The sequence below is a fragment of the Burkholderia theae genome (assembly GCF_048565265.1).
Classification (GTDB): domain Bacteria; phylum Pseudomonadota; class Gammaproteobacteria; order Burkholderiales; family Burkholderiaceae; genus Burkholderia; species Burkholderia theae.
Map to the genome: position 1 here is coordinate 3415153 of NZ_CP183461.1, position 25340 is coordinate 3440492.

Annotated in this window: 22 protein-coding genes; 14 read left to right on the forward strand and 8 right to left on the reverse strand. The window is 68.8% G+C overall.

The window, feature by feature from the left end:
- The first annotated feature begins 206 nt into the window (after nucleotides 1–206).
- The 3 genes from ACN22W_RS16110 to ACN22W_RS16120 all read left to right on the forward strand — a co-directional run bounded on the left by ACN22W_RS16110 (nucleotide 207) and on the right by ACN22W_RS16120 (nucleotide 2406).
- A complete protein-coding gene (locus tag ACN22W_RS16110) occupies nucleotides 207–1127 on the forward strand; it encodes a biotin--[acetyl-CoA-carboxylase] ligase (protein WP_419685384.1) in 921 nt (306 codons plus the stop codon).
- Nucleotides 1124–1912, forward strand: coding sequence for a type III pantothenate kinase (locus ACN22W_RS16115; RefSeq protein WP_419685385.1), 789 nt, complete (start codon nucleotides 1124–1126; stop codon nucleotides 1910–1912). The genes ACN22W_RS16110 and ACN22W_RS16115 overlap by 4 nt, the downstream gene beginning before the upstream one ends.
- A gap of 251 nt (nucleotides 1913–2163) precedes the next feature.
- The gene (locus ACN22W_RS16120; protein ID WP_048247171.1) at nucleotides 2164–2406 is read left to right on the forward strand and encodes a hypothetical protein; all 243 of its coding nucleotides are present in this window, start codon (nucleotides 2164–2166) and stop codon (nucleotides 2404–2406) included.
- 16 nt (nucleotides 2407–2422) lie between these two features.
- On the opposite strand, the gene rfaE2 is transcribed toward ACN22W_RS16120, so the two are convergent.
- From rfaE2 to ACN22W_RS16150, 6 genes are all read right to left on the reverse strand, one after another.
- Nucleotides 2423–2908: a D-glycero-beta-D-manno-heptose 1-phosphate adenylyltransferase gene (gene rfaE2, locus ACN22W_RS16125; RefSeq protein WP_419685386.1), complete on the reverse strand. Its 486-nt coding sequence runs from the start codon at nucleotides 2906–2908 to the stop codon at nucleotides 2423–2425.
- Nucleotides 2909–3048: 140 nt separating this feature from the next.
- Nucleotides 3049–3927 (reverse strand): diiron oxygenase, encoded by an 879-nt coding sequence (locus tag ACN22W_RS16130; protein WP_011353352.1) that lies wholly within the window; start codon nucleotides 3925–3927, stop codon nucleotides 3049–3051.
- A gap of 466 nt (nucleotides 3928–4393) precedes the next feature.
- Entirely contained in the window at nucleotides 4394–5620 is a 1227-nt protein-coding gene (locus tag ACN22W_RS16135; RefSeq protein WP_419685387.1) for a patatin-like phospholipase family protein, read from the reverse strand.
- Nucleotides 5621–5644: 24 nt separating this feature from the next.
- On the reverse strand, nucleotides 5645–6394 hold the full coding sequence (locus ACN22W_RS16140) for a PhaM family polyhydroxyalkanoate granule multifunctional regulatory protein (protein ID WP_419685388.1): 750 nt from the start codon (nucleotides 6392–6394) through the stop codon (nucleotides 5645–5647).
- 79 nt (nucleotides 6395–6473) lie between these two features.
- The gene (locus ACN22W_RS16145) at nucleotides 6474–7301 is read right to left on the reverse strand and encodes an enoyl-CoA hydratase/isomerase family protein (RefSeq protein WP_193099214.1); all 828 of its coding nucleotides are present in this window, start codon (nucleotides 7299–7301) and stop codon (nucleotides 6474–6476) included.
- Between the two features lie 104 nt (nucleotides 7302–7405).
- A complete protein-coding gene (locus ACN22W_RS16150) occupies nucleotides 7406–8398 on the reverse strand; it encodes a fumarylacetoacetate hydrolase family protein (RefSeq protein WP_129513074.1) in 993 nt (330 codons plus the stop codon).
- Nucleotides 8399–8526: 128 nt separating this feature from the next.
- Between ACN22W_RS16150 and ACN22W_RS16155 the strand changes: the two genes are divergently transcribed.
- The 5 genes from ACN22W_RS16155 (at nucleotide 8527) to metH (ending at nucleotide 15317) form a co-directional block, all read left to right on the forward strand.
- Entirely contained in the window at nucleotides 8527–9393 is an 867-nt protein-coding gene (locus ACN22W_RS16155) for an IclR family transcriptional regulator (RefSeq protein WP_129513075.1), read from the forward strand.
- 119 nt (nucleotides 9394–9512) lie between these two features.
- Complete coding sequence (locus ACN22W_RS16160; RefSeq protein WP_419685389.1) at nucleotides 9513–10784, forward strand: DUF3108 domain-containing protein; 1272 nt, start codon at nucleotides 9513–9515, stop codon at nucleotides 10782–10784.
- A 245-nt stretch (nucleotides 10785–11029) separates the two neighbouring features.
- Nucleotides 11030–11287, forward strand: coding sequence for a DUF3567 domain-containing protein (locus tag ACN22W_RS16165; RefSeq protein ID WP_006477667.1), 258 nt, complete (start codon nucleotides 11030–11032; stop codon nucleotides 11285–11287).
- Between the two features lie 204 nt (nucleotides 11288–11491).
- On the forward strand, nucleotides 11492–12559 hold the full coding sequence (locus tag ACN22W_RS16170; RefSeq protein ID WP_129513077.1) for a homocysteine S-methyltransferase family protein: 1068 nt from the start codon (nucleotides 11492–11494) through the stop codon (nucleotides 12557–12559).
- A 40-nt stretch (nucleotides 12560–12599) separates the two neighbouring features.
- Nucleotides 12600–15317 carry a methionine synthase gene (metH, locus tag ACN22W_RS16175; protein ID WP_419685390.1) on the forward strand — a complete coding sequence of 906 codons (2718 nt, stop codon included), beginning with the start codon at nucleotides 12600–12602 and terminating at the stop codon, nucleotides 15315–15317.
- 111 nt (nucleotides 15318–15428) lie between these two features.
- On the opposite strand, the gene ACN22W_RS16180 is transcribed toward metH, so the two are convergent.
- The gene (locus tag ACN22W_RS16180) at nucleotides 15429–15752 is read right to left on the reverse strand and encodes a DUF1840 domain-containing protein (protein WP_048251702.1); all 324 of its coding nucleotides are present in this window, start codon (nucleotides 15750–15752) and stop codon (nucleotides 15429–15431) included.
- A gap of 199 nt (nucleotides 15753–15951) precedes the next feature.
- On the opposite strand from ACN22W_RS16180, the gene argS reads away from it, so the two are divergent.
- The 6 genes from argS to ACN22W_RS16210 all read left to right on the forward strand — a co-directional run bounded on the left by argS (nucleotide 15952) and on the right by ACN22W_RS16210 (nucleotide 24201).
- Nucleotides 15952–17733, forward strand: coding sequence for an arginine--tRNA ligase (gene argS / locus ACN22W_RS16185; RefSeq protein ID WP_419685391.1), 1782 nt, complete (start codon nucleotides 15952–15954; stop codon nucleotides 17731–17733).
- A 104-nt stretch (nucleotides 17734–17837) separates the two neighbouring features.
- Nucleotides 17838–18728, forward strand: a complete 891-nt coding sequence (locus tag ACN22W_RS16190; protein ID WP_419685392.1) for an SPOR domain-containing protein — start codon at nucleotides 17838–17840, stop codon at nucleotides 18726–18728.
- Nucleotides 18729–18797: 69 nt separating this feature from the next.
- Nucleotides 18798–19436, forward strand: coding sequence for a thiol:disulfide interchange protein DsbA/DsbL (locus ACN22W_RS16195; RefSeq protein WP_193099223.1), 639 nt, complete (start codon nucleotides 18798–18800; stop codon nucleotides 19434–19436).
- A gap of 19 nt (nucleotides 19437–19455) precedes the next feature.
- Nucleotides 19456–20229 (forward strand): SDR family oxidoreductase, encoded by a 774-nt coding sequence (locus tag ACN22W_RS16200; protein ID WP_129513081.1) that lies wholly within the window; start codon nucleotides 19456–19458, stop codon nucleotides 20227–20229.
- A gap of 546 nt (nucleotides 20230–20775) precedes the next feature.
- Nucleotides 20776–22371, forward strand: a complete 1596-nt coding sequence (locus ACN22W_RS16205) for an ABC transporter substrate-binding protein (protein ID WP_412022942.1) — start codon at nucleotides 20776–20778, stop codon at nucleotides 22369–22371.
- A gap of 189 nt (nucleotides 22372–22560) precedes the next feature.
- Nucleotides 22561–24201, forward strand: coding sequence for an ABC-F family ATP-binding cassette domain-containing protein (locus tag ACN22W_RS16210; RefSeq protein WP_419685393.1), 1641 nt, complete (start codon nucleotides 22561–22563; stop codon nucleotides 24199–24201).
- A 16-nt stretch (nucleotides 24202–24217) separates the two neighbouring features.
- Here the strand turns inward: ACN22W_RS16210 and ACN22W_RS16215 are convergent, their stop codons facing one another.
- Nucleotides 24218–25297, reverse strand: coding sequence for an MBL fold metallo-hydrolase (locus tag ACN22W_RS16215; RefSeq protein WP_193099228.1), 1080 nt, complete (start codon nucleotides 25295–25297; stop codon nucleotides 24218–24220).
- Nucleotides 25298–25340 lie beyond the last annotated feature (43 nt).

A 25340-nucleotide genomic window follows, 5' to 3' on the forward strand; every position in this document is an offset into this window, starting at 1 on the left:
GGTCGACGATGTTTTCCTCATCACCCGACAAGAACGGGCCAGACTTCATTTTGCTGGACGATGCACTTCCGCTTGATTGCACGACATCTTCGCCTGACGGCAACGAAATTCGAGCCAACGCGTCGCGACGATCCAGGCAAGCTCCCCGACAAACACCTCCCCGCATCCCGACGCGCCCCCAGCCCCCTGTCGCTACAATAGCCACCATGAACGCCCCCACCTCCTCCGACACGCCCGATTCCGGCGACGCGCACATCGCGCGCAACCGGCTCGAGGCGCACCTGGACGCCGCGCCGCGCGCGTGGCCGCTCGACATCGTCGCCGCCACCGGCTCGACCAACGCCGACGTCGCGACGCGGCTCAAGGCGCTGCCGCGCAACGCGAACGCGTTGCCCGCGCCGCTCGTGCGCGTCGCATTCGAGCAGACGGCCGGCCGCGGCCGGCAGGGCCGCCCGTGGTTCGCGCAGCCCGGCAATGCGCTGCTCTGCTCGGTCGGCTGCATCGTGCCGCGCCCCGTCGACGCGCTCGCCGGCCTCAGCATCGCGATCGGCGTCGCGCTCGCCGAAGGGCTGGCCGCGCTGCCGCTCGATGCCGGCATGCGCGTCGCGCTCAAATGGCCGAACGACCTGCTGCTGACGGCCCCCGGCGACGACACGCCGCGCATCGTCGGCAAGCTCGCCGGGATCCTGATCGAAACCGTCTGGACCACCGCCGACGCAACCGCCGTCGTGATCGGCTTCGGCATCAACGTGCGTGGCGCGGAAGCCGTCGCCGCGCAGGTCGACGCGCTGCGCGCGCGCGAAGCGACGCTCGCGAGCGGGCTGCCGCCCGCCGCGCTGTCGATCGCGTGCGCATCGGCCAACCTCACCGATACGCTCGCCGCGTCGCTGAACGCGCTCACGCCGGCGCTCGCGCAGTACGGCGCCGACGGGCTCGCGCCGTTCCTGCCGCGCTGGCACGCGCTGCACGCGTTCGCCGGCCGCGAAGTCGTCCTGCTGGAACAGGGCGTCGAACGCGTGCGTGGCATCGCGACGGGCATCGATGCGACCGGCCAGTTGCTGCTCGACACGCCGAACGGCGTGCAGGCGATCGCGGCCGGCGACGTGTCGCTGCGCGAGGCGCAATGAGCGAGCCGCACCTGCTGATCGACGCCGGCAACAGCCGGATCAAGTGGGCGCTCGCCGACGCGCGGCGCACGCTCGTCGATACGGGCGCGTTCGGCCACACGCGCGACGGCGGCGCCGATCCCGACTGGTCGAACCTGCCGCGTCCGCGCGGCGCATGGATCTCGAACGTCGCGGGCGCCGACGTGGCCGCACGGCTCGACGCGCTGCTCGACGCCCGCTGGCCGGGCCTGCCGCGCGCGGCGATCCGCTCGCGCGCCGCACAATGCGGTGTGACGAACGGCTATACGACGCCCGAACAGCTCGGCAGCGACCGCTGGGCCGGCCTGATCGGCGCGCGCGCGGCATTTCCGGGCGAGCATCTGCTGATCGCGACGTTCGGTACCGCGACGACGCTCGAGGCGCTGCGCGCGGACGGCTGCTTCACGGGCGGGCTGATCGCGCCGGGCTGGGCGCTGATGATGCGCGCGCTCGGCACGCACACCGCGCAGTTGCCGACGCTGACCACCGACATCGCGAGCGGGCTGTTGGCGGGCGCGCAGGCCGAACCGTTCCAGGTCGACACGCCGCGTTCGCTGTCGGCCGGCTGCCTGTACGCGCAGGCCGGGCTGATCGAACGCGCATGGCGCGACCTCGTCGACGCATGGCAGGCGCCCGTGCGGCTCGTGCTGGCCGGCGGTGCGGCGGACGAAGTCGCGCGCGCGCTGACGGTCCCGCATACGCGGCACGACGCGCTGATCCTGTCCGGGCTCGCGCTGATCGCCGAGGATGCGACTGCGCAGGATTGACGGAAATTCGCCGGCTTCGCCGCCGCGGCGGCGGATTCGACGAACGCCCATGCAGGGCTTCGTCGCGGTGACGATGGGGAAGTGTGCGCCGCGGCGATACAGGCGGCAGGCCGTTCGCGCGGCCACGATCGAAGGTGTGTTGCCTGACTGTTGCGAACCGTCATGGAAGCAGCGAAAAGGCCGGCCATGCGGCCGATCCGACTGAACGACGAAACGACTGAACGAAGAACCGACGAAAAGGAGTGTCGACGATGTTGCGCTGGCTGATCGCTGTTCTCTTTCTCGCCAACATGCTGGCGTTCGTGGTGGCGCGCGGCGTGTTCGGGCCGCTGCCGGCGGCCGGCCCGCGCGAACCCGGCGTGCTGTCGCGGCAGGTGCAGCCCGACGCGCTGCGCGTGACGCCGCTGGCGCAGGCGACCGACCAACCCGTCGTCGGCGGCCCGATCGTGCCGCCGGCCGTCACGGCCGCGCCGCTCGCGGCGTCCGCACCCTGAGCTCGTCAGGCCGCGCTCAGGACTGCTGCGCGCGCACCTTCTTCAGCAACGCGGTGGTCGAGCGGTCGTGCTCGAACGGAATCGCCAGCGCGCGACCGCCCCAACCGCGCACGAGCGCCGATTCCGGCAGCGCATCCATGTCGTAGTCGCCGCCCTTCACGAGGATGTCCGGACGGACGGCCTCGATCAGCGACACCGGCGTCTTTTCCTCGAACTTCACGACCCAGTCGACGCTTTCCAGCGCCGCGAGCAGCGCCGCGCGGTCGTCCTCGCGGTTGATCGGCCGATCGTCGCCCTTGCCGAGCATGCGCACCGACACATCGCTGTTCACGCCGACGATCAGGCATGCGCCGAGCGCTTTCGCGTCGGCGAGATACGTGACGTGGCCACGGTGCAGGATGTCGAATACGCCGTTGGTGAACACGACGGGCGACGGCAGCGACGCGCGCAGCGCGACGAGGGCATCACGGGTGATCAGCTTGCGTTCGAAAGTGGCGGACATGATGGCGATCGGACGGAATGAGCGACGGCGCGCGCAGCGGGCCTGACGGCAGCGGCGGCGCCAGATAAAAAGCCCGCCGGACCGGCCGGGCGGGCTTCATGCAACGGATGCGAAACGGCGCAACGCGGCGCCGTGCGGCCTCAGGCCGGCTGCGCGGCCGACGACGGGCCGCTTTCGGCCTGCAGGCGGCCGGTGACTTCCTTGCGATACCGGTTCAGTTCCTGCGCGGTCGCGAACGTGCGCTCGAACAGGATCGACAGGTTGTGCAGGATGCGCTCGACGACCTTCTTTTCCCACTCGCCGTCGAAGCGAATCTGTTCGTCGAGCCAGCGCTCGAGCCATTCCGGATCGGGCAGGCGCGACTGCACGGTGTCGCGCGGGAACAGCGCCTGATTCACGTGCAGGTTGGTCGGGTGCAGCGGCTTCTCGGTGCGGCGCGCCGACGCCATCAGCACGCCGATCTTCGCGAACGCGGCACGCGCGACGTCACCGCAGTTGTTCAGCGCCTTCTTCATGTAGCGCAGGTATGCGCCGCCGTGGCGCGCTTCATCGCGCGAGATCGTTTCGTAGATCTGCTTGATGACCGGCTCGGTGTGCCAGTCGGCCGCGCAACGATACCAGTGGTTCAGGCGGATCTCGCCGCAGAAGTGCAGCATCAGCGTCTCGAGCGGCGGCGCCGGATCGAACTGGAAGCGCACCGCGTGCAGCTCCTCTTCGGTCGGCACCATTTCCGGCTTGAAGCGGCGCAGGTATTCCATCAGCACGAGCGAATGCTTCTGCTCCTCGAAGAACCACACGCTCATGAATGCGGAAAAGTCGCTGTCGTGCTGGTTGTCGCGCAGGAACATTTCCGTCGCGGGCAGCGCCGACCATTCGGTGATCGCGTTCATCTTGATCGTCTTCGCCTGCTCGTCGGTGAGCAGCGAAGCGTCGAACTTGTCCCACGGAATGTCCTTCTCCATGTCCCAGCGGACGGCTTCGAGCGACCTGTAAAGTTCCGGATAAAGCATCGTGTTCATGATGGTCCCACCCCTGTTCTGCGCAATGCGACTTCGCTAAACGTGACTGTTGCCGCGAAAGCGCACCGTGCGCGCTTTTTGCAGCCAAGACTGTAATTTTACGCGTGAAACCGACCCTCCGGACGCTGATTCCACGTCCGGCAGCCGGGCGGCCGCGCCGCCGCCGTTGGGCATCCCGCCGCCCCGCACCGTTCGAACGGTGCCGGCCGCGCTTGCCTGAGTTGGGGGCCGGCGCTGGCCGGCTCGTTGGCGCGCCCGTCCCCTGCCCCAGGCGGGTTCCCGGCAGGGTTCCCGTGCGGATGCCGGATCGGCGGGCTGCTCGATATGGTGTATACGGCGGCGGCCATGATATCACGCGTACATGTCGGTTCCGAGACGCCTGCCGGCCCGCGCGCCGCCCGTCGCGGTGCGGCGATCGGTCGCGGCCGACCGTCGCGAAAACACAACCTCGCGCGATCCACGCGCGTCAGACCCGTATTTCGCCCGTCGCGCGGCCGTCTTCCGGCGGCGTGCCGGCCGCCGTCGCGCTGCCGCCGTCCGCCAGCGCGATCCAGCCAGCGAGCATGTCGCGCTGCGCGCGCCCGTCGCGGTAGCCGAGCTCGATCAGTTCGCGCGTGAACGCCTCCTCGAACAGCAGGTAGCTCGCGAACGACGCGCCGGCCGGCTGGCTGCCGCCGATCGCGCCGAGCAGCCCGCGCATCGTCGCCGGCATCTGCTTCAGGTGCTTCGCGGCGATCAGCTCGATGCGCTCGGACGGCGCGATCGCGAGCACGTCGACGTGCCGCCAGCCGCTGTCGACCTCGACCTGGTGCGGCAGGTGCTCGATCATCCGGTTGATGTGCTCGATCCGCTCGATGTCCGAGCCGATCGAGTCGAGGAACACGCTCGCGAGCACCTGCTGGCCGATCTGCGCGAGCGTCGGGTAGCCGCGCACCAGGCCCGCGCCGTTCGCGGCCGGAATCTCGGGCCGCGGGTCGGCCGCGCCGACCACGACGATGCGGTCCGCGCCGAAGTGGATCGCCGGCGACAGCGGCGCGATCTGCCGGATCGAACCGTCGCCGAAGTACTCGATCTGCCCGTCGAGCACGAGCGGCACGGCCGGGAACACGAACGGAATGGCCGACGACGCGAGCAGGTGCGACGCCGACAGGTCGACGAGCCGCGCGGTGCGCTGCGCGCGCCGCCACGCCTGGATCGGCTCGGCCGCCTGGTAGAACGTGAGGTGCCGGCCGCTCGAATAGCTGAGCGCCGTCACCGCGAGCGCGTGCAGCAGGCGCGCCTCGAGCATCTGCTCGATCCGGTGGAAGCTCAGTTCGCGGTGCAGCAGGTGCGCGAGCGGCGTGTTGTCGAGCAGCCCGCGCGGCGAGCGGCGGGACGCCCAGCCGAACGTCATCGCCGCGAGCCAGCGGGCGCCGGCGGCCGCGACGCCGAGCCAGTCGGTCCGATACACGTAGTCGGCACGCAGCGGCTCCCAGAATTCGAGCAGGCGCCGCACGCCGTGCGAAAAGTCGTCCGCGTGGCTCGCGATCGACGTCGCGTTGATCGCGCCGGCCGACGAGCCGCACACGACCGCGAACGGCAGCGTGTGCCGTTGCGGATCGGCCTCGCGCGCGATCTCGGCCAGCGCCTTCAGCACGCCGACCTGGTAGGCGGCACGCGCGCCGCCTCCCATCAGAACGAGCGCGAGCCGCATGATCGACCTGCTACCTGCGCCGCGTCACGTCGAGCGCTTCGGCGGACGGGTGGCGGGCGACGACGCGGCTGCCGCGCGTGCCGCGGCCGAATCGGCCGGCTTCGCGCGCTTCGCCGCGGGCTTGCGCGGTGCGGCGGCAGCCGGCGCGGGCTTCGCGGCCGGCTCCGGCGGTGCGGCGGCCGCATCCGGCGGCGCGTCGCCCGGCGCCGCGGGCTGCATGCCCGGCTGCGCCATCGCGAGGCTCGCGAGCTGGTTGAACTGCGACTGCAGCAGGTTCCACCAGCCGGACGGGTCGAAGGCCTGCTGCGCGGCATCGCCTTCCGGCGGCGCATCCGCGGCGGACCCGGAAGCCGCGGCGTCCGGCGATGCCGATGCGGCTTTCGCCGCCTGCGCCGCCGCGACGGCCGCTTCCTCGGCCGCCGACATCGAGCTTTGCGCGAACGCGCCGAACGCCCGCAGCGTCGCGAGCGTCGCGCGCTGCACTTCGAGCGCCTGGATCGCCGACTGCAGCATCCCGAGATTGAGCTTCAGCCACTGCTCGACCGCGCGCAGATCGGTGATCCGCTTGTCGAGTTCCTCGACGCTCGTGAGCGGCGCCATCATGTCGGACATGCTCGACAGCGACGGCGGCAGCCCGTGCGCGGCGCCCGGAAACGACGCCATCCCGCCGAACGGCGACATCCGCATCATGTCCCACATCCGGTCCATCATGTCGGCGGGCTTGAAACCGGCAAAGCCGGCGAAAGGGTTGGAGCCGGAGGCATCGGTCGTCATACGGGCGTCCTGGTTGACTGGGGGAGCGAGGCGGCCGCCATGCGTCGCGCAGCCGCGCGTGGTTCGATCATAGCGCGCGTCAGAACGGCGCGTCGCCGGGGAAGTCGGGCGGGCGCCGCTCGCGCAGCGAACGGATGCCTTCCTGCACGTCGGGCCCCGAGAAGCCCATGAATTCGAGCGCGAGCGACGTATCGAAGGTCGGCCCGGCCGTGCGCAGCCAGTTGTTCAGCGCGTACTTGGTCCAGCGGATCGCCGATTGCGAACCGTGCGCGAGCCGCTCGGCCACTTCGTACGCCTTCGGCAGCAGGTCGGCCGGCTCGACCGCGAGCGACACCAGGCCGATCCGCTCGGCCTCCGCGCCGCTCACGGGCTCGCACAGCAGCAGGTAGTACTTCGCCTTCGCCATCCCGCACAGCAGCGGCCACACGATCGCCGCGTGGTCACCGGCCGCGACGCCGAGCCGCGTATGGCCGTCGATGATGCGCGCATCCTTCGCGGCGATCGAGATGTCGGCGAGCAGCCCGGCGACGAGCCCCGCGCCGACGGCCGGGCCATGCATCGCCGACACGATCGGCTTGCTGCAGTTGATCACGTTGTAGACGAGGTCGCGCGCCTCGCGCCACACGCGGGCGCGCACGTCGAAGTCGTTCGCCATGTCCTCGACGAGCGCGAGATCGCCGCCCGCCGAAAAGCCCTTGCCTTCGCCGCGGATCACCGCGACGCGCGTGTCGGGATCGCGGTCGACGTCGCGCCAGATGTCGGCCAGCTCGCGATGCATGCGCGCGTTCGCGGTCGCGAGACCGCTGCGGTTCGCGCCCTCGCCGCTCATCACGATGTCGAGCACGCCGTGGTCGCGGCGCGTCACCTTCAGTGCTTCGTAACCGCTGTACGCGGCGAGATCGGACATGGGCTGCTCCTATGCTTGATCGAGTGTAGCCAAGCCTGCGCGAGCAAACATCAGGCGAAACCCGGCGCGCGGGCCGGGATCGGGTTTCGCGCGGGTCGCGCGGCTTAAGCCGCGCCGTCGGGCGGTGCGACCGACTGCTCGATCGCGCCGAAGATCGACTTGCCGGCCGCGTCGAACATCTCGATGCGCACGGTGTCGCCGTAGCGCATGAACTCCGTCTGCGGCGCGCCGTGTTCGATCGTCTCGAGGCAGCGCTTCTCGGCGATGCAGCAGTAGCCGCGCTTCGCGTCCTTGTTCGACACCGTGCCCGAGCCGACGATCGAGCCGGCGCGCAGGTTGCGCGTCTTCGCCGCGTGCGCGACCAGCTGGCCGAAGTGGAACACCATGTCGGTGCCCGCATCGGGCTGGCCAACCTTCTTGCCGTTCCAGTGCACGATCATCGGCCGGTGCACGCGGCCATCGCGCCATTCGTCGCCGAGCTCGTCGGGCGTCACGGCGACCGGCGCGAACGCGGTGGCCGGCTTGCTCTGGAAGAAGCCGAAGCCCTTCGCGAGCTCGGCCGGAATCAGGTTGCGCAGCGACACGTCGTTGACGAGCGTGACGAGCCTCACCGCCTTCAGCGCGTCGTCGGGCGAAACGCTCATCGGCACGTCGCCGGTGATCACCGCGACTTCCGCCTCGAAATCGATGCCCCACTCCTCGGACGGGCACACGACGTCGTCGCGCGCGCCGAGGAAATCGTCGCTGCCGCCCTGGTACATCAGCGGGTCGGTCCAGAACTCGGGCGGCATCTCCGCGCCGCGCGCGCGGCGCACGAGCTCGACGTGGTTCACGTACGCGGAGCCGTCCGCCCACTGGAACGCGCGCGGCAGCGGCGCCATGCAGTTGGCCGGATCGAACGTGAACGCGTTGCGCGCGCGGCCGTGGTTCAGTGCGTCGTACAGGTCGCGCAGCTGCGGCGCGTAGAACGCCCAGTCGTCGAGGACGCGCTGCAGCGTCGGCGCGATCGCGTCGGCGATCGCCGCGGTGTGCAGGTCGCGCGACACGACGATCAGCTGGCCGTCGCGTGTGCCGTCCTTCAGCGAAGCAAGTTTCATAGGGAGTTCTGCCGTTGTAGTGACGATGGAAGGAATCTATTTTACGATGGTGAATCCATGCGGCGCGCCACGATCGCGCACGCCGTCTTCGCTCCGATCCTTGCCGCATTTTCGCGCACCCGCTGCCCATGCCCGCCAACCCGCTTCCCGACGACGATCTCGCCGACTCCGACACCGATGACGCCGGCTCCGGCGAGCACGGCGAGAAGGTCCGTTCCGGCATCCAGTCAATCGAGGTCGGCTTCCGCCTGCTCGACGTGCTGACGAGCGAGCCGCGCGCGATGATGCTGCGCGACCTCGCGCAGCGCGCGGGCATGAGCCCTGCGAAGGCGCACCGCTATCTGGTCAGCTTCTCGCGGCTCGGCGTCGTGTCGCAGGACCCCGTCTCGGGCCGCTACGAGCTCGGCGGCTTCGCGCTGCAGATGGGGCTCGCGCGGCTCGCGCGCGTCGACGGCGTGAAGCTCGCGCGGATCGCGCTGACCGAATTCCGCGACCGCCTCGACCAGACGGTCGGCATCGCGGTGTGGGGCAACCAGGGGCCGACGATCGTGCACTGGATGGAATCGAGCCATCCGGCGAAGGCGTCGCTGAAGCTCGGCGACGTGATGCCGCTGCTCGGCTCCGCGACGGGGCTGCTGTTCGCCGCATACCTGCCGCGCGGCAAGACCGCCGCGATGCTCGAGCGCGAACTCGCCGATACGCGCCGCTCGCCGCACCACGGCGGCCCGCGCACGCTCGACGAGGTCGACGCGGTGCTCGCCGACGTGCGCGAGCACGAGGCCGCGCGCGTCGAGGGGATGCTGCTGCCGACGATCCACGCGTTCTGCATGCCCGTGTTCGATGCGGTCGGCGAACTCGCGCTCGCGATCGTCGCGCTCGGCCAGGAAGGCTCGTTCGACATCGCGTGGGGCGGCGAGATCGACACGGCGCTGCGCGCGTGCGCGCGGAAACTGTCTTACGAACTCGGCTATAGTCCCGACGCGCGCGACGCCTGACTCGCGCGCGACACCCCGGTACACGCCGCGCACCGCGAACGCGCGGCGCATCCGACGGTCCGACTCCTGTGGCGCGCACTGCGCGCCCGACGTCACGCGCTCGCCCCGATCCTGTTCCGATGCCCATGCAGCCTGCCGACATCCGCCCGCGTCACGCCCTGCCCCGCCGCTGGCTGCGCGTGGGTATCGCGCTCGTCGTCGTGCTGGTGCTGCATGCGCTCGCCGCGCTCTGGCTGATGCGCAACCGCGATTCGTTCACGCCGCCCGCGCCCGCCGAAGTCCCCGTGCAGATCGAGCTGCTGAAGCCGCAACCGATCGAGCGCCAGCCCGCACCGCCCGCGCCGAAGCCGGTCGAGCATCCGGTCGCGGCCGCAGCGGCCGCGCCCAAGGCCGCCGCACCGAAACCCGCGCCTGAGCCCGTCCTCACATCGACACAGACCGCCGAGCACGCGGAGCCGCCACCGGCCGCCGCATCCGCGGCAAGCGGCGTACCCGGCGCATCGGGCGCATCGGGCGCGCACGCCGCGTCGGCTGCCAGTGCCGCCAGTGCCGTGACGCCGGGCCCCGCGACGAACGGCGTGAAGTTCTCCGCGCCGCCGTCCGGCGACCTGCAATACGACACGTTCTACAACGGGATGCAGAACATGATCGGCACGATCCACTGGCGCACCGACGGACGCACCTACGACCTGTCGGTATCGATGCCCGTGCCGTTCGTCGGCCCGTTCACCTATCGCAGCGAAGGCCGCATCGACGCGTTCGGCGTCGCGCCCGACCGTTACGTCGAGAAGCGCGGCAAGCGGCCGGAAGACATCGCGATCTTCAACCGCGAGATCCGGCAGGTCGTGTTTACGCGCACGCCGAACAACGCGCCGCTGCCCGACGGCGTGCAGGACCGCTTCAGCATGCTGATGCAGTTGTCGGGGCTCGTGCGCGGCAATCCCGCCGCCTACAAGCCGGGCGTCACGCAGCAGTTCTTCGTGATCGACAACAACAGCGGCGAGACCTGGCCGATCACGGTGATCGGCGACGAGCAGGTGCAGACGCAAGCCGGTATCATCAATGCGCGGCACTTCATGCGCCTGCCGCGCCGCGACGGCGACACGCGCCGCATCGACATGTGGCTCGCGCCGTCGCTCGACTGGCTGCCAGCACGGCTCGTGCAGACCGAGCCGAGCGGCGCGCAGATCGAACTGCTGTGGCACGGCCGGCTCTCGGCGCCGAGCGCGCCATCCGATGCCGCGCCGGCAGGCGGCGCAACGAACCCGCCCGCCGCCGCCGCGGCGCCCGACACATCAACCGACGAACCGGCACAACCCGCGCAGCCGGCCGTCGTGCAACCGCCGGCACAACCGGCTGCACCGCCCGCATCGTCGCCGGCTGCACCGTGAATGAACGCACGCGATTCGGCAATTTCGACCGATTACAGATTTCCGCGAAATGGCCGATGACACTCTTTAACAACTATTTCCGTACACCGGCAGACAATAAGAAACGTTTCATAGACATCGGCTTCTAACCGATACACCCTACACAACGGGAACAGGGTGTGCAGCGCAAGCCCCTTGAAACCGGCAAGGCTCGCCCCACCTAGGGGACAACAAGGCCAGATGCCACTGCGAAGAGGAGTGCCGCCATGCAAATGATCTACAACAGCCCCAACTACTGCGTCGTCGAATTCGCGCCGCAGGCCGGCCACCATCTGATGAATGCCGGTGGGTACGAAATCGTCGACAAGAACGCGCAGCGCGAAATCTTCATCGACGGCGAACTTGCCGAACGCTTCCGCGCACACGTGAAACAGCTGATCGAGGATGAACCGTCGCTCGATGAAGTCGACGAATTCCTCGGACAATTCGACAGCCTGATGATGATGCCGGTCGTGCTGCACTGACGACCTCAGCCCGGCGCCTCGTGCGGCCGGGCCATTCGCCGCGCATCGACGCGGCGCCGCGAGCACTCCGATCATGCCCCCGCCCGGTTCGCCGCGCGGGGGTTTTCATTTGGCGGGCAGGCCGCCTGCACCGCGCAAGGCCGGGCGACGGCCAGGCGCACCGGCTACAATGACGCTTTTCCCGTCTTCGCCGGTCCATCGCCCATGTCTGCGACTCCTCTCGCCGCTTCCGCCCCGCTCGACGCGCGCTACACGCGCGGCGCCGCACTGCCCGCGCTGCTGAAATCGCGCATCCTGATCCTCGACGGCGCGATGGGCACGATGATCCAGCGCTACAAGCTCGACGAAGCCGCGTATCGCGGCGAGCGCTTCAAGGATTTCCCGCGCGACATCAAGGGCAACAACGAGCTGCTTTCGCTCACGCAGCCGCAGATCATCGGCGAGATCCACGACCAGTACTTCGCGGCCGGCGCCGACATCGTCGAGACCAACACGTTCGGCGCGACGACCGTCGCGCAGGCCGACTACGGGATGGAAGATCTCGTCGTCGAGATGAACGTCGAATCGGCGCGGCTCGCGCGCGAATCGGCCGCGAAATACGCGACGCCCGACAAACCGCGCTTCGTCGCGGGCGCGATCGGGCCGACGCCGAAGACGGCGAGCATCTCGCCGGACGTCAACGATCCGGGCGCGCGCAACGTCACGTTCGACGAGCTGCGCACCGCGTACTACCAGCAGGCGAAGGCGCTGCTCGACGGCGGCGTCGATCTGTTCCTCGTCGAGACGATCTTCGACACGCTGAACGCGAAAGCCGCGCTATTCGCGCTCGACGAGCTGTTCGAAGACACCGGCGAGCGCCTGCCGATCATGATCTCGGGCACCGTCACCGACGCATCCGGCCGGATCCTGTCGGGCCAGACGGTCGAGGCATTCTGGAATTCGCTGCGCCACGCGAAGCCGCTCACGTTCGGCCTGAACTGCGCGCTCGGCGCGGCGCTGATGCGCCCGTACATCGCCGAGCTCGCGAAGCTGTGCGACACCTACGTGTCGTGCTACCCGAACGCGGGCCTGCCGAACCCGATGAGCGACACCGGCTTCGACGAAACGCCTGACGTCACGTCGGGCCTGCTGAAGGAATTCGCGCAGGCCGGGCTCGTGAACCTCGCGGGCGGCTGCTGCGGCACGACGCCCGAGCACATCGCCGAGATCGCGAAGGCGCTCGCCGACGTGAAGCCGCGCCGCTGGCCGAACCAGTACAGCGACAACGCCTGACCCGACCGCCCACGCCCTTCATTACACGAATTCGCACACCATGACCGATCACATGATGCGCCTTGCCGGCCTCGAGCCGTTCAACGTCACGTCCGGAACGCTTTTCATCAACGTCGGTGAACGCACCAACGTCACCGGCTCGAAGGCGTTCGCGCGGATGATCCTCAACGGCCAGTTCGACGACGCGCTGGCCGTCGCGCGCCAGCAGGTCGAGAACGGCGCGCAGGTGATCGACATCAACATGGACGAGGCGATGCTCGATTCGAAGGCGGCGATGGTGCGCTTCCTGAACCTGATCGCGTCGGAGCCGGACATCGCGCGCGTGCCGATCATGATCGACTCGTCGAAGTGGGACGTGATCGAGGCCGGCCTCAAGTGCGTGCAGGGCAAGGCGATCGTGAACTCGATCTCGCTGAAGGAAGGCGAGGAAGCGTTCCGCCACCACGCGAGCCTGATCCGCCGCCACGGCGCGGCCGCCGTCGTGATGGCGTTCGACGAGACGGGCCAGGCCGATACGTACGCGCGCAAGACCGAGATCTGCAAGCGCTCGTACGACTTCCTCGTGAACGAAGTCGGCTTCCCGCCGGAAGACATCATCTTCGACCCGAACATCTTCGCGGTCGCGACCGGCATCGAGGAACACAACAACTACGCGGTCGACTTCATCGAGGCGACCCGCTGGATCAAGCAGAACCTGCCGTACGCGAAGGTGAGCGGCGGCGTGTCGAACGTGTCGTTCTCGTTCCGCGGCAACGACCCGGTGCGCGAGGCGATCCACACCGTGTTCCTGTACCACGCGATCCAGGCGGGGATGGACATGGGCATCGTGAACGCGGGCCAGCTCGGCGTGTATGCCGATCTCGACGCGGAGCTGCGCGAGCGCGTCGAGGACGTGATCCTGAACCGCCGCGACGATTCCACCGACCGCCTGCTCGAGATCGCCGACAAGTTCAAGGTCGGCGGCGCGAAGAAGGAAGAGAACCTCGAGTGGCGCAACCAGCCGGTCGAGAAGCGGCTCTCGCATGCGCTCGTGCACGGCATCACGACCTTCATCGTCGAGGATACCGAGGAAGTGCGCGCGAAGATCGACGCGGCGGGCGGCCGCCCGATCAACGTGATCGAAGGCCCGCTGATGGACGGGATGAACATCGTCGGCGACCTGTTCGGCCAGGGCAAGATGTTCCTGCCGCAGGTCGTGAAGTCGGCGCGCGTGATGAAGCAGGCCGTCGCGCACCTGATCCCGTTCATCGAGGAAGAAAAACGCCTGCTCGCGGAAGCGGGCGGCGACGTGCGCGCGAAGGGCAAGATCGTCATCGCGACCGTGAAGGGCGACGTGCACGACATCGGCAAAAACATCGTGTCGGTCGTGCTCCAGTGCAACAACTTCGAAGTGGTCAACATGGGCGTGATGGTCCCGTGCAACGAGATCCTCGCGAAAGCGAAGGTCGAGGGCGCGGACATCATCGGGCTGTCGGGCCTCATCACGCCGAGCCTCGAGGAAATGGCCTACGTCGCGTCCGAAATGCAGCGCGACGACTACTTCCGCGTGAAGAAGATCCCGCTGCTGATCGGCGGCGCGACCACGTCGCGCGTGCACACGGCCGTGAAGATCGCGCCGCACTACGAAGGCCCGGTCGTCTACGTGCCCGATGCGTCGCGCTCGGTGTCGGTCGCGTCGAGCCTGCTGTCGGACGAAGGCGCGACGAAGTACCTCGACGAGCTGAAGTCCGATTACGAACGCATCCGCGACCAGCACGCGAACCGCAAGGTGCAGCCGATGGTCACGCTGGCCGAAGCGCGCGCGAACAAGGCGAAGATCGACTGGGCGAACACCACGCCCGCGAAACCGAAGTTCATCGGCCGCCGCGTGTTCAAGAACTACGACCTGAACGATCTCGCGAACTACATCGACTGGGGCCCGTTCTTCCAGACGTGGGATCTCGCGGGCCCGTACCCGGCGATCCTGAACGACGAGATCGTCGGCGAATCGGCGCGACGCGTGTTCTCCGACGCGAAATCGATGCTCGCGCGCCTGATCCAGGGCCGCTGGCTGACCGCGAACGGCGTGATCGCGCTGCTGCCGGCGAACACCGTCAACGACGACGACATCGAGATCTACAGCGACGAGTCGCGCTCGGAAGTGCTGCTCACGTGGCGCAACCTGCGCCAGCAAAGCGTGCGTCCGGTGGTCGACGGCGTGATGCGGCCGAACCGCTCGCTCGCCGACTTCATCGCGCCGAAGGAATCGGGCGTCGCCGACTACATCGGGATGTTCGCGGTGACGGCCGGCCTCGGCGTCGACGTGAAGGAAAAGCAGTTCGAAGCCGACCACGACGACTACAGCGCGATCATGCTGAAGGCGCTCGCCGACCGCTTCGCGGAAGCGCTCGCGGAAGCGATGCACGCACGCGTGCGACGCGAGCTGTGGGGCTACGCGAACGGCGAAACGCTCGACAACGACGCGCTGATCGCCGAGAAATACGCGGGCATCCGCCCGGCGCCCGGCTACCCGGCCTGCCCCGACCACCTCGTGAAGCGCGACATGTTCGACGTGCTGCGCGCCGACGAGATCGGCATGAGCGTGACCGACTCGCTGGCGATGCTGCCGGCCGCGAGCGTGTCGGGCTTCTACCTCGCGAACCCGGACAGCCGGTATTTCTCGGTCGGGAAAATCGGGCAGGATCAGCTCGAGGACTACGCTCAGCGCATGGCGCTGTCGCTCGACGACGCGCGCCGCGCGCTCGCGCCGCAGCTCTGAGCGGTGCCGGCGGGCGGCCGGCCGCCCGTTTGGTCAGACAAAAAGAAAAAGCCCGCTCGAAAGCGGGCTTTTTCCTGCCTTTCCGACCCGCTTACCGCCGGGCAAGGAAGCTCAGAAACCCCAGTGCACGTCGGCCTCGCCGGCCTTCGCTTCGCGCAGCATCATCAGGAACGGCGCGACGCGCTGTGCCAGGTTCGGCGGCACTTCGTGGTGCGCATGGTCGGCTTCGTCTTCGTGGAAATGGCCGGCGTGCTCGGCGCGCTCCTGCTTCGCCTGCGCAACCGCCCCTTCCAGCTTCGCGATCGCGCTGTCCAGTTCGTCATGCGTAATCACGCCGCGCTCGCCCAGCTGCTTGCCGACGAGGCTCAACACATATACGGCGAAATCCTTCAGCACGTCGAGATCCTGTGCCGCCTTGCTCTTGAACGTAATCATGACTATTCCCTTTTCTCTTGTTGTGCCTGCGCGATGCCGTTGGGGAACGCCGGCAGACCGGCGCCCGGCCTCGCGGACACGGGCCGCCTGATCGGCATATTAGCACCTGTTAAAATTCTGCGATCCCTGAAACGCGCGCTTAAAAAGTGCGCCGGCGGGCCGGCGTTTCCGGCCGCCACCAACCAAGCCTTCTACCAGCATGCTGCCAGCACACAAACAGACCCTCGAAGCCCTGCTCGCGGATAGCGTCAAGCAGGTCGCACACGCGCTGAAAGGCGCCGACGCTGCGTTCGTCGCCCCGGCCATCACGCTGGAGCGCCCGAAGGTCGCCGCGCACGGCGACGTCGCGTGCAACGTCGCGATGCAGCTCGCCAAGCCGCTCGGCGCGAACCCGCGCCAGCTCGCCGAGCAGATCGTCGCCGCGCTCAACGCGCAGCCGGCCGCGCAAGGGCTCGTCGAGGCCGCCGAAATCGCCGGCCCCGGCTTCATCAACCTGCGCCTGTCGGCCGCCGCGAAACAGGCGGTGATCGCCGCCGTGTTCAACCAGGGCCGCGCGTTCGGCACGTCGGATCGCGAGAAAGGCAAGCAGGTGCTGCTCGAATTCGTGTCGGCGAACCCGACCGGCCCGCTGCACGTCGGCCACGGCCGCCAGGCCGCGCTCGGCGACGTGCTGGCGAACGTGATCGCGAGCCAGGGCTATGCGGTGCACCGCGAGTTCTACTACAACGACGCGGGCGTGCAGATCGGCAACCTCGCGATCTCGACCCAGGCGCGCGCGCGCGGCCTGAAGCCGGGCGACGCGGGCTGGCCGGAAGCCGCGTACAACGGCGAATACATCGCCGACATCGCACGCGACTACCTGAACGGCGAAACGGTCGCCGCGTCCGACGGCGAACCGGTGAAGGGCACGGGCGACGTCGAGGATCTCGACGCGATCCGCAAGTTCGCGGTGACGTACCTGCGTCGCGAGCAGGACATGGACCTGCAGGCGTTCGGCGTGAAGTTCGACCAGTACTATCTCGAGTCGTCGCTGTACAGCGAAGGCCGCGTCGAGAAGACGGTCGACGCGCTGATCAAGGCCGGCATGACCTACGAGCAGGACGGCGCGCTGTGGCTGCGCACGACCGACGAAGGCGACGACAAGGATCGCGTGATGCGCAAGTCGGACGGCACCTACACGTACTTCGTGCCGGACGTGGCGTACCACGTGGCGAAATGGGAGCGCGGCTTCACGAAGGTGATCAACATCCAGGGTTCGGACCACCACGGCACGATCGCGCGCGTGCGCGCGGGCCTGCAGGGGCTGCACGTCGGGATCCCGAAGGGCTATCCCGACTACGTGCTGCACAAGATGGTCACCGTGATGCGCGACGGCCAGGAAGTGAAGCTCTCGAAGCGCGCGGGCAGCTACGTGACGGTGCGCGACCTGATCGAATGGTCGGGCGGCGCGGCGCCGGGCCAGGAAGCGGCACCCGACCTGATCGACGAGGCGACCATCACGCGCGGCCGCGACGCGGTGCGATTCTTCCTGATCTCGCGCAAGGCCGATACCGAGTTCGTGTTCGACATCGATCTCGCGTTGAAACAGAACGACGAAAACCCGGTCTATTACGTCCAGTACGCGCATGCGCGGATCTGCTCGGTGCTCAACGAACTGAAGTCGCGCTACAACGTCGACGCCGCGCAGCTGCCGGGCGCCGACCTGTCGCAGCTCACGAGCGCGCAGGCCACGTCGCTGATGCAGAAGCTCGCCGAGTACCCGGACATGCTCACGCACGCGGCGAACGAGCTGGCGCCGCACGCGGTCGCGTTCTACCTGCGCGATCTCGCTGGCGAATTCCACTCGTTCTACAATGCGGAGCGCGTGCTGGTCGACGACGAAGCGCCGCGCAATGCGCGCGCCGCGTTGCTCGCCGCGACCCGGCAGGTGCTCGAGAACGGTCTGGCGGTGCTCGGCGTATCCGCGCCCGCCAAGATGTAAGGATGTAAGCGGCCCGAACCGGGCAGCGAATGGCCGCGGCAGCGCCCGCCACGGGAGCGCCCGCCGCGGCCTTTTCACGATTCTTTTTGCAGGTGACTCAAGCAATGGCACAACCACGCCGAACTTCGAAGCAATCGAAACAAGCCGGAGGAACATTTCTTGGAATCGTGCTGGGCCTGATCGTCGGCCTCGCAATCGCCGTGGTGGTGGCGCTCTACATCACGCGTTCGCCGTCTCCGTTCGTGTCGAAGGTCGCGCCGCCGCCGGCCGACGCCGGCGCGAGCCAGCCGCAGCAGTTCGACCCGAACCGCGCGCTGCAGGGCAAGACGCCCGGCCAGCCGGTGCCGCAGGCCGCGCAACCCGCGCCGCCCAACACCGCGCCCGGCCAGGCCGCGAACCAGACCCAGGGCGGCCTGCTGCCCGAGCCGCAGATCGTCGAAGTGCCGCCGTCGGCCAACGGCTCGAACAGCACCGGCAGCTCGAACAGCACGACCGCGTCGAACAATCCGTCGTCGAGCAACGGCGTCGCCGTCGCGCCGAAGCCGGCCGACAACACGCCGCCGAAGAAGACGCCGCCTCCGGCGCAGCAACAGCAGCAGGCAGGCGAGGACGACCTCGCGCGCTTCGCCGCGCAGAAGCAGGCGCAGCAAGCCGCCGCGCAAAAGCAGCAACAGCAGGTGGCCGCCAACACGCCGAAACCGACGTCGTCGGCCACGGCCGCCGCGGCAGCGAAGCCGCCGACCGCGAGCGACGCGAATACCGGCTACTTCCTGCAGGTCGGCGCGTACAAGACCGAAGGCGATGCCGAGCAGCAGCGCGCGCGCCTTGGCTTCCAGGGCTTCGAGTCGAAGGTGTCGAAGCGCGACGTCAGCGGCGTGACCTATTTCCGCGTGCGCGTCGGCCCGTTCTCGAAGTTCGAGGATATGAACTCGGCCCGTCAGCGCCTGTCCGATGCAGGTGTCGACACGGCAGTGATCCGCTTCACGAAGCAGTGAGCCGCCGGCCGAGCCCACGCAGAACCCGCTACGTTTCGCAACCCGAGCAACTGATTCGACGTTCACAACATGAAAAAACTGCTTAGCACGCTCCTTCTGTCCCTGGGCCTCGCGGCCGGCTTCGCCCAGGCTTCGCCCGCCGCGCCGGTCGCCGGCAAGGACTTCGAGGTGATGAAGTCGCCGCAGCCGGTGTCCGCACCGGCCGGCAAGGTCGAGGTGATCGAGTTCTTCTGGTACGGCTGCCCGCACTGCTACGAATTCGAGCCGACGATCGAGGCCTGGGTGAAGAAGCAGGGCGACAAGATCGACTTCAAGCGCGTGCCGGTCGCCTTCCGTGACGATTTCGTCCCGCACTCGAAGCTGTACTACGCGGTGTCCGCGCTCGGCATCTCCGAGAAGGTCACGCCGGCGATCTTCAACGCGATCCACAAGCAGAAGAATTACCTGCTGACGCCGCAGGCGCAGGCCGACTTCCTGGCCACGCAGGGCGTCGACAAGAAGCAGTTCATGGACGCGTACAACTCGTTCAGCGTGCAGGGCGAGGTGAACCAGTCGGCCAAGCTGCTGAAGGACTACGCGATCGACGGCGTGCCGACGGTCGTCATCCAGGGCAAGTACAAGACGGGCCCCGCTTACACGAACAGCATCCCGGGTACGGCCCAGGTGCTCGACTTCCTCGTGAAGCAGGTTCAGGACAAGAAGCTCTGATCCCCGCCCGCGCGCCGGCATGACTACTCCGCTGAAGGTCTTCATCACCGGCGCGTCGAGCGGCCTCGGCCTCGCGATGGCCGAGGAATACGCCCGTCAGGGCGCCACGCTCGCGCTCGTCGCGCGCCGCACCGATGCGCTCGATGCGTTCGCGCGGCGGTTCCCGAAGCTGTCCATCTCCGTCTATTCCGCCGACGTGCGCGATGCCGACGCGCTCGCGACGGCCGCCGCGTCGTTCATCGCGACGCACGGCTGTCCCGACGTCGTGATCGCGAACGCGGGCATCAGCCAGGGCGCCGTCACGGGCCAGGGCGATCTCGCGACGTTCCGCGACGTGATGGACATCAACTACTACGGGATGGTCGCGACGTTCGAACCGTTCGTCGGCCCGATGACGGCTTCGCGCCACGGCACGCTGGTCGGCGTCGCGAGCGTCGCCGGCGTGCGCGGCCTGCCCGGCTCCGGCGCGTACAGCGCGTCGAAATCGGCCGCGATCAAGTATCTCGAATCGCTGCGCGTCGAGCTGCGCGCCGCCGGTGTCGGCGTCGTGACGATCGCGCCCGGCTACATCCGCACGCCGATGACCGCGCACAACCCGTACCGGATGCCGTTCCTGATGGACGCCGACCGCTTCGCCGCGCGCGCGGCGCGCGCGATCGCGCGGCAGCACGCGTTCCGCGTGATTCCGTGGCAGATGGGCGTCGTCGCGAAGGTGCTGCACGTGCTGCCGCGCTGGCTCTACGACCGCCTGTTCGAGAAGGCGCCGCGCAAGCCGAAGGCCGGCGCGCACTGACACACCGGCGGCCCGGCCCGCGCGACACGCGCCGGGCCGTATCGCCGCCTCGAAGCTTCGATTTCGCGGCAATTCCCGCGGCGCCAGCGCTGGTCCCGCCGCAATCCCTGACGGTGCCGTGCCCCGTCCCCGCCGCCCGCCTCTCCCGCCTCTCCCGCCTCTCCCGCCTCTCCCGCCTCTCCCGCCTCTCCCGCCTCTCCCGCCTCTCCCGCCTCTCCCGCCTCTCCCGCCTCTCCCGCCTCTCCCGCCTCTCCCGCCTCTCCCGCCTCTCCCGCCTCTCCCGCCTCTCCCGCCTCTCCCGCCTCTCCCGCCTCTCCCGCCTCTCCCACCTCTCACGCCGCCACCGCGGCACCCGCCGCCGCATCAACACCCGTTCCGTCGCGAACGCAGCCGTTTGTCGGCCAATTCGCCGCGTTCCGGCGCCTTTTTTCACGCGTCGCATGCTTTGACGGTATGCTATTCGTCAGCCGCGCCGGCCCTATCCGCTTCCGGGCCGCGCCCGCATCCCGTTACCCAGCAAAAAACACAAGCCACGTGGGAGATCCTATGCACGTCAAGCTGTTCGCCGCGGCCGCGGTCGCCGCCGCACTCGCCGCCCCCGGCCTCGCCGCCGCCAAGCCGCTCACCGTCTGCACGGAATCGAGCCCGGACGGCTTCGACGTCGTACAGTACAACTCGCTCGTCACGACCAACGCGTCGGCCGACGTGATCTTCAACACGCTCGTGTCGTACGACGAAGCCGCGAAAAAGGTCGTGCCCGCGCTCGCCGACAAATGGGACGCCAGCGCCGACGGCCTCACCTACACGTTCCACCTGCGCCCGAACGTCGCGTTCCAGACCACCGACACCTTCAAGCCGGGCCGCGCGCTCGACGCGGACGACGTCGTGTTCACGTTCAGCCGGATGCTCGACGATGCGAACCCGTGGCACAAGGTGGCCGGCGCGAGCGGCTTCCCGCACGCGCAGTCGATGGGCCTCGTGAAGCTCGTGAAGTCGGTCACGAAGGTCGACGACAGCACGGTGAAGTTCGTGCTGAACGAGCCGAACGCGACGTTCGTGCCGATCCTGACGATGGGCTTCGCGTCGATCTACTCGGCCGAATACGCGGACCAGTTGCTGAAGGCCGGCAAGCAGGCCGACCTGAACGCGAAGCCGGTCGGCACGGGCCCGTTCGTGCTGAAGAGCTATACGAAGGACGCGCTGATCCGCTATGACGTGAACCCGACGTACTGGGGCACGAAGCCGAAGGTCGACCGGCTGATCTATGCGATCACGCCCGACCCGTCGGTGCGACTGCAGAAGGTGAAGGCCGGCGAATGCCAGATCGCGCTGTCGCCGAAGCCGCAGGACGTGCTCGCCGCGAAGGGCGAAAGCGCGCTGAAGGTCGTGCAGACACCTGCGTTCATGACCGCGTTCGTCGCGCTTAACACGCAGAAAAAGCCGCTCGACAACGACAAGGTGCGCGAGGCGCTGAACCTCGCGTTCGACCGTGCGACCTACCTGAAGGTCGTGTTCGACAACACCGCGACGGCCGCGAACAACCCGTATCCGCCGAACACGTGGAGCTACGCGAAGGACGTCTCGCCGTATGCGTACGATCCCGCGAAGGCAAAGCAGCTGCTCGCGCAGGCCGGCTTCCCGAACGGCTTCTCGACGACGATCTGGACGCGCCCGACCGGCAGCGTGCTGAACCCGAACCCGAAGGTCGGCGCGGAGCTGCTGCAGGCCGACCTCGCGAAGATCGGCGTGAAGGCCGACGTGAAGGTGATCGAATGGGGCGAGCTGATCAAGCAGGCGAAGCTCGGCCAGCATGACATGCTGTTCATGGGCTGGGCCGGCGACAACGGCGATCCGGACAACTACCTGTCGCCGCTGTTCAGCTGCAACGCGGTGAAATCGGGCATCAACTTCGCGCGCTTCTGCGACGCGCAGCTCGACAAGCTGATCGCCGACGGCAAGTCGACCGCCGACCAGGCCAAGCGCGCGAAGCTGTACGAAGCCGCGCAGAAGATCATCCACGACCAGGCGCTGTGGATCCCGCTCGGCTACCCGACCGCGGCCGCGCTCACGCGCACGAACGTGAGCGGCTATCACGTGAGCCCGTTCGGACGACAGAACTTCACGACGGTCTCCGTGCAGTAAGCACGCGTGGCGCGCAAGCGACGGCGTGCGCGCCCGTCGCTTGCGGCCCGCGTGCGGCGCTTGCTACACTCCGCGCCTATTCCTCATACCGGACGCCAGCCAAAGTGAACAACTAAGCCTTCCCAAAATGTTTTCGCCGCCGTGCCACGCACGCCGCGCGAAGGTCTTCACGCATTTTCGGAGGTGCTTATGGCTGCTGCCACGCCGACCGGCGCGCTCGTCGCGCTTCATCACGTTTCCTTTCGCTTCGACGACGGCGTCACGCTGTTCGATTCGCTCGACCTTTCCATCGACCGCACACCGACCGGCATCGTCGGGCGCAACGGCATCGGCAAGAGCCTGCTCGCGCAGCTGATCGCGGGCCGCCGCGCGCCGAGCTCGGGCACGATCGACCGGCACACGCCGGTCGTCTACGTCGCGCAGCAGCACGACGATGCGTCGGCCGGCCCGCGCACCGTCGCGCAAATCGCCGCGCTCGATGCGCCGCTCGGCGCGCTTGCGCGACTCGCCCACGGCCGCGCGGAGCAGCACGACTTCGACCTGATCGGCGAGCGCTGGAATCTCGCCGAGCAGTTGCGCGCGGCGCTCGACGCGGCCGGCCTGTACGACGTGCAGCCCGCCACGCCCGCGCAGGCGCTGAGCGGCGGCCAGCTCGCGCGCGTCGCGCTGATCGGCGCGTTGCTGTCCGGCGCCGGCCTGCTCGTGCTCGACGAACCGACCAATCATCTCGACGCGCCGGGCCGCGCGTGGCTGCGCGCGGCGCTCGACGGCTGGCGCGGCGGCCTCGTCATCGTGAGCCACGACCGTGCGCTGCTCGCCGGCGTGCAACGGATCGTCGAACTGACACCGCACGGCGCGCGCTCGTACGGCGGCAACTACGCGCTCTACCGCGCGCAGCGAGACGCCGAACAGGATGCAGCGCACGCGGCACTCGATCATGCCCGCACCGAGCGCGGGCGCGTCAGGCGCAGGCTCGAACAGGAACACGACACGATCCAGCGCCACGCGGCCGGCTCGCTGCGCGACGCAAAGACGGCCAACTTGTCGTCGATGGCGAAACAGAGCCGCAAGGGTGCGGCGCGCCACATCATGGGGCAGGTTCGGCGTCGTCAGGACACGTTCAAGGCGACGCTCGACGAACGCGTGCAGCAGGCCGCCGCACGCGTCGAAGCCGATGCGCCCGTGCTCGTGTCGCTGCCGGGCACCGAGGTCAGCGCGCGGCGCCAGCTGTTCGCGCTCGAACACGCGCAACTGCCGTGGCGCGTCGCGGGCGACGCCGAAACGATCACGTGGTCGGCGAGCGGCGCCGTGCGCATCGCGCTGACGGGCCCGAACGGCTGCGGCAAATCGACGTTGCTGCGGATGCTCGCGGGCGAGCTCGCACCGCGTTCAGGCGCATGCACGACGCACGTGAGCGCCGCGTATCTCGACCAGCGGCTCGCGCTGCTCGATCCCGAGCGCTCGATTGTCGAGCAGCTCGGGCTGCTCGATACGCCGCTCGCCGAAGGCGACCTGCGCAGCCGTCTCGCGCTGTTGCAGCTCGACGCGGCGCGCGCGACGCAGCCGGCGCGGCAGCTGAGCGGCGGCGAACGGCTGAAGGCCGCACTCGCATGCGCGTTGTGGCGCGGCACGCCTGCGCAACTGCTGCTGCTCGACGAGCCGACCAATCACCTCGATCTGGAATCGGTGCGCGCGATCGAAGCCGCCCTGGCCGGCTTCCCGGGCGCGATCGTGGTCGCGTCGCACGACACCGCGTTTCTCGCGGCGCTCGCACCGACGCACACGATGCAATGGCATCACGACGGGTGGCGTTACGAACCCGTCGTGTGAGGAGAACGAAGCGGTATCAGCGGGCGGTGCGGAATCGCAGCACGCCGTCGTCGCCCTGCTCGCGCACGAGTTCGCCCGCGAGCCACAGCAGGTTCAGGTGCGCGAGCGCCTCGCCGAGCGCGAACGTCATCTGGTGGATATCGAGCTCGCGGCGGCGGAACATGATCGGCACGATATCGGCCGCGCTCGTCGGCTGCTCCGCGCACGCGACGCGCACTTCGTCGAGCCGCGCGTCGTGGTGCGCACGCAGTTGCGCGATGCGCGTGCGCACGCCGCGGAACGGCTTGCCGTGCGACGGCAGCACGAGCGTGTCGGGCGCCATCGTCTCGTAGCGGCCGAGCGACTGCAGGTACAGCGCGAGCGGATTCGCTTCCGGTTCGAGGTCGAACACCGACACGTTGGTCGAGATGCGCGGCAGCACCATGTCGCCGGAGATCAGCACGTCGTCCGCCTCGCTGTGCAGCGCGCAATGTTCAGGCGAATGGCCGAAGCCGGTGACGACGCGCCACGTGCGCGTGCCGATCGTCACCGCGTCGCCTTCGCGCAGGCGCCGGTAGCGCGGCGGCACGGCCGGCACGAGATCCGAGTAGTAGTTGCGGCGGTTGCGCAGCTTGTCGAGCGCGGCGGGATCGGTCAGCCCGTGGCGCGCGAAGTGATCGGCGGCCGCCGCGCCGCCCGCGTTCGAGCCGTTGCCGGCCGCCATCAGGCAGCCGAACATGTACTCGCCGAGCGTCATCCACAGCCGCACGTTCCAGCGGCCCCGGTCGCCGCCTTCGCATAGCCAGTTCGCGAGGCCGAAGTGATCGGGGTGGCAGTGCGTGACGAGCACGCGCAGCACCGGCAGGCCGTCGAGATGCGTGTCGAAGATCTGTTCCCAGTGCGTACGGATCGCGTCCGACGAGATCCCGCAATCGACGATCGTCCAGCCGGCCTGCCCGTCGATCTCGTCGCGCAGCAGCCACAGGTTGATGTGGTCGAGCGAGAACGGCAGCGGCATGCGCAGCCAGCGCACGCCGGGCGCGACCTCGAACGTGTCGCCCGCGGCGGGCAGCGTGTCGGCGAAGGGATAGTCGAGTTGGTGTTCCAGTGCGTTCATCGGTGGGGCGTCTCGTCGTTATCGGTGCGAATGCGCGCCGGCG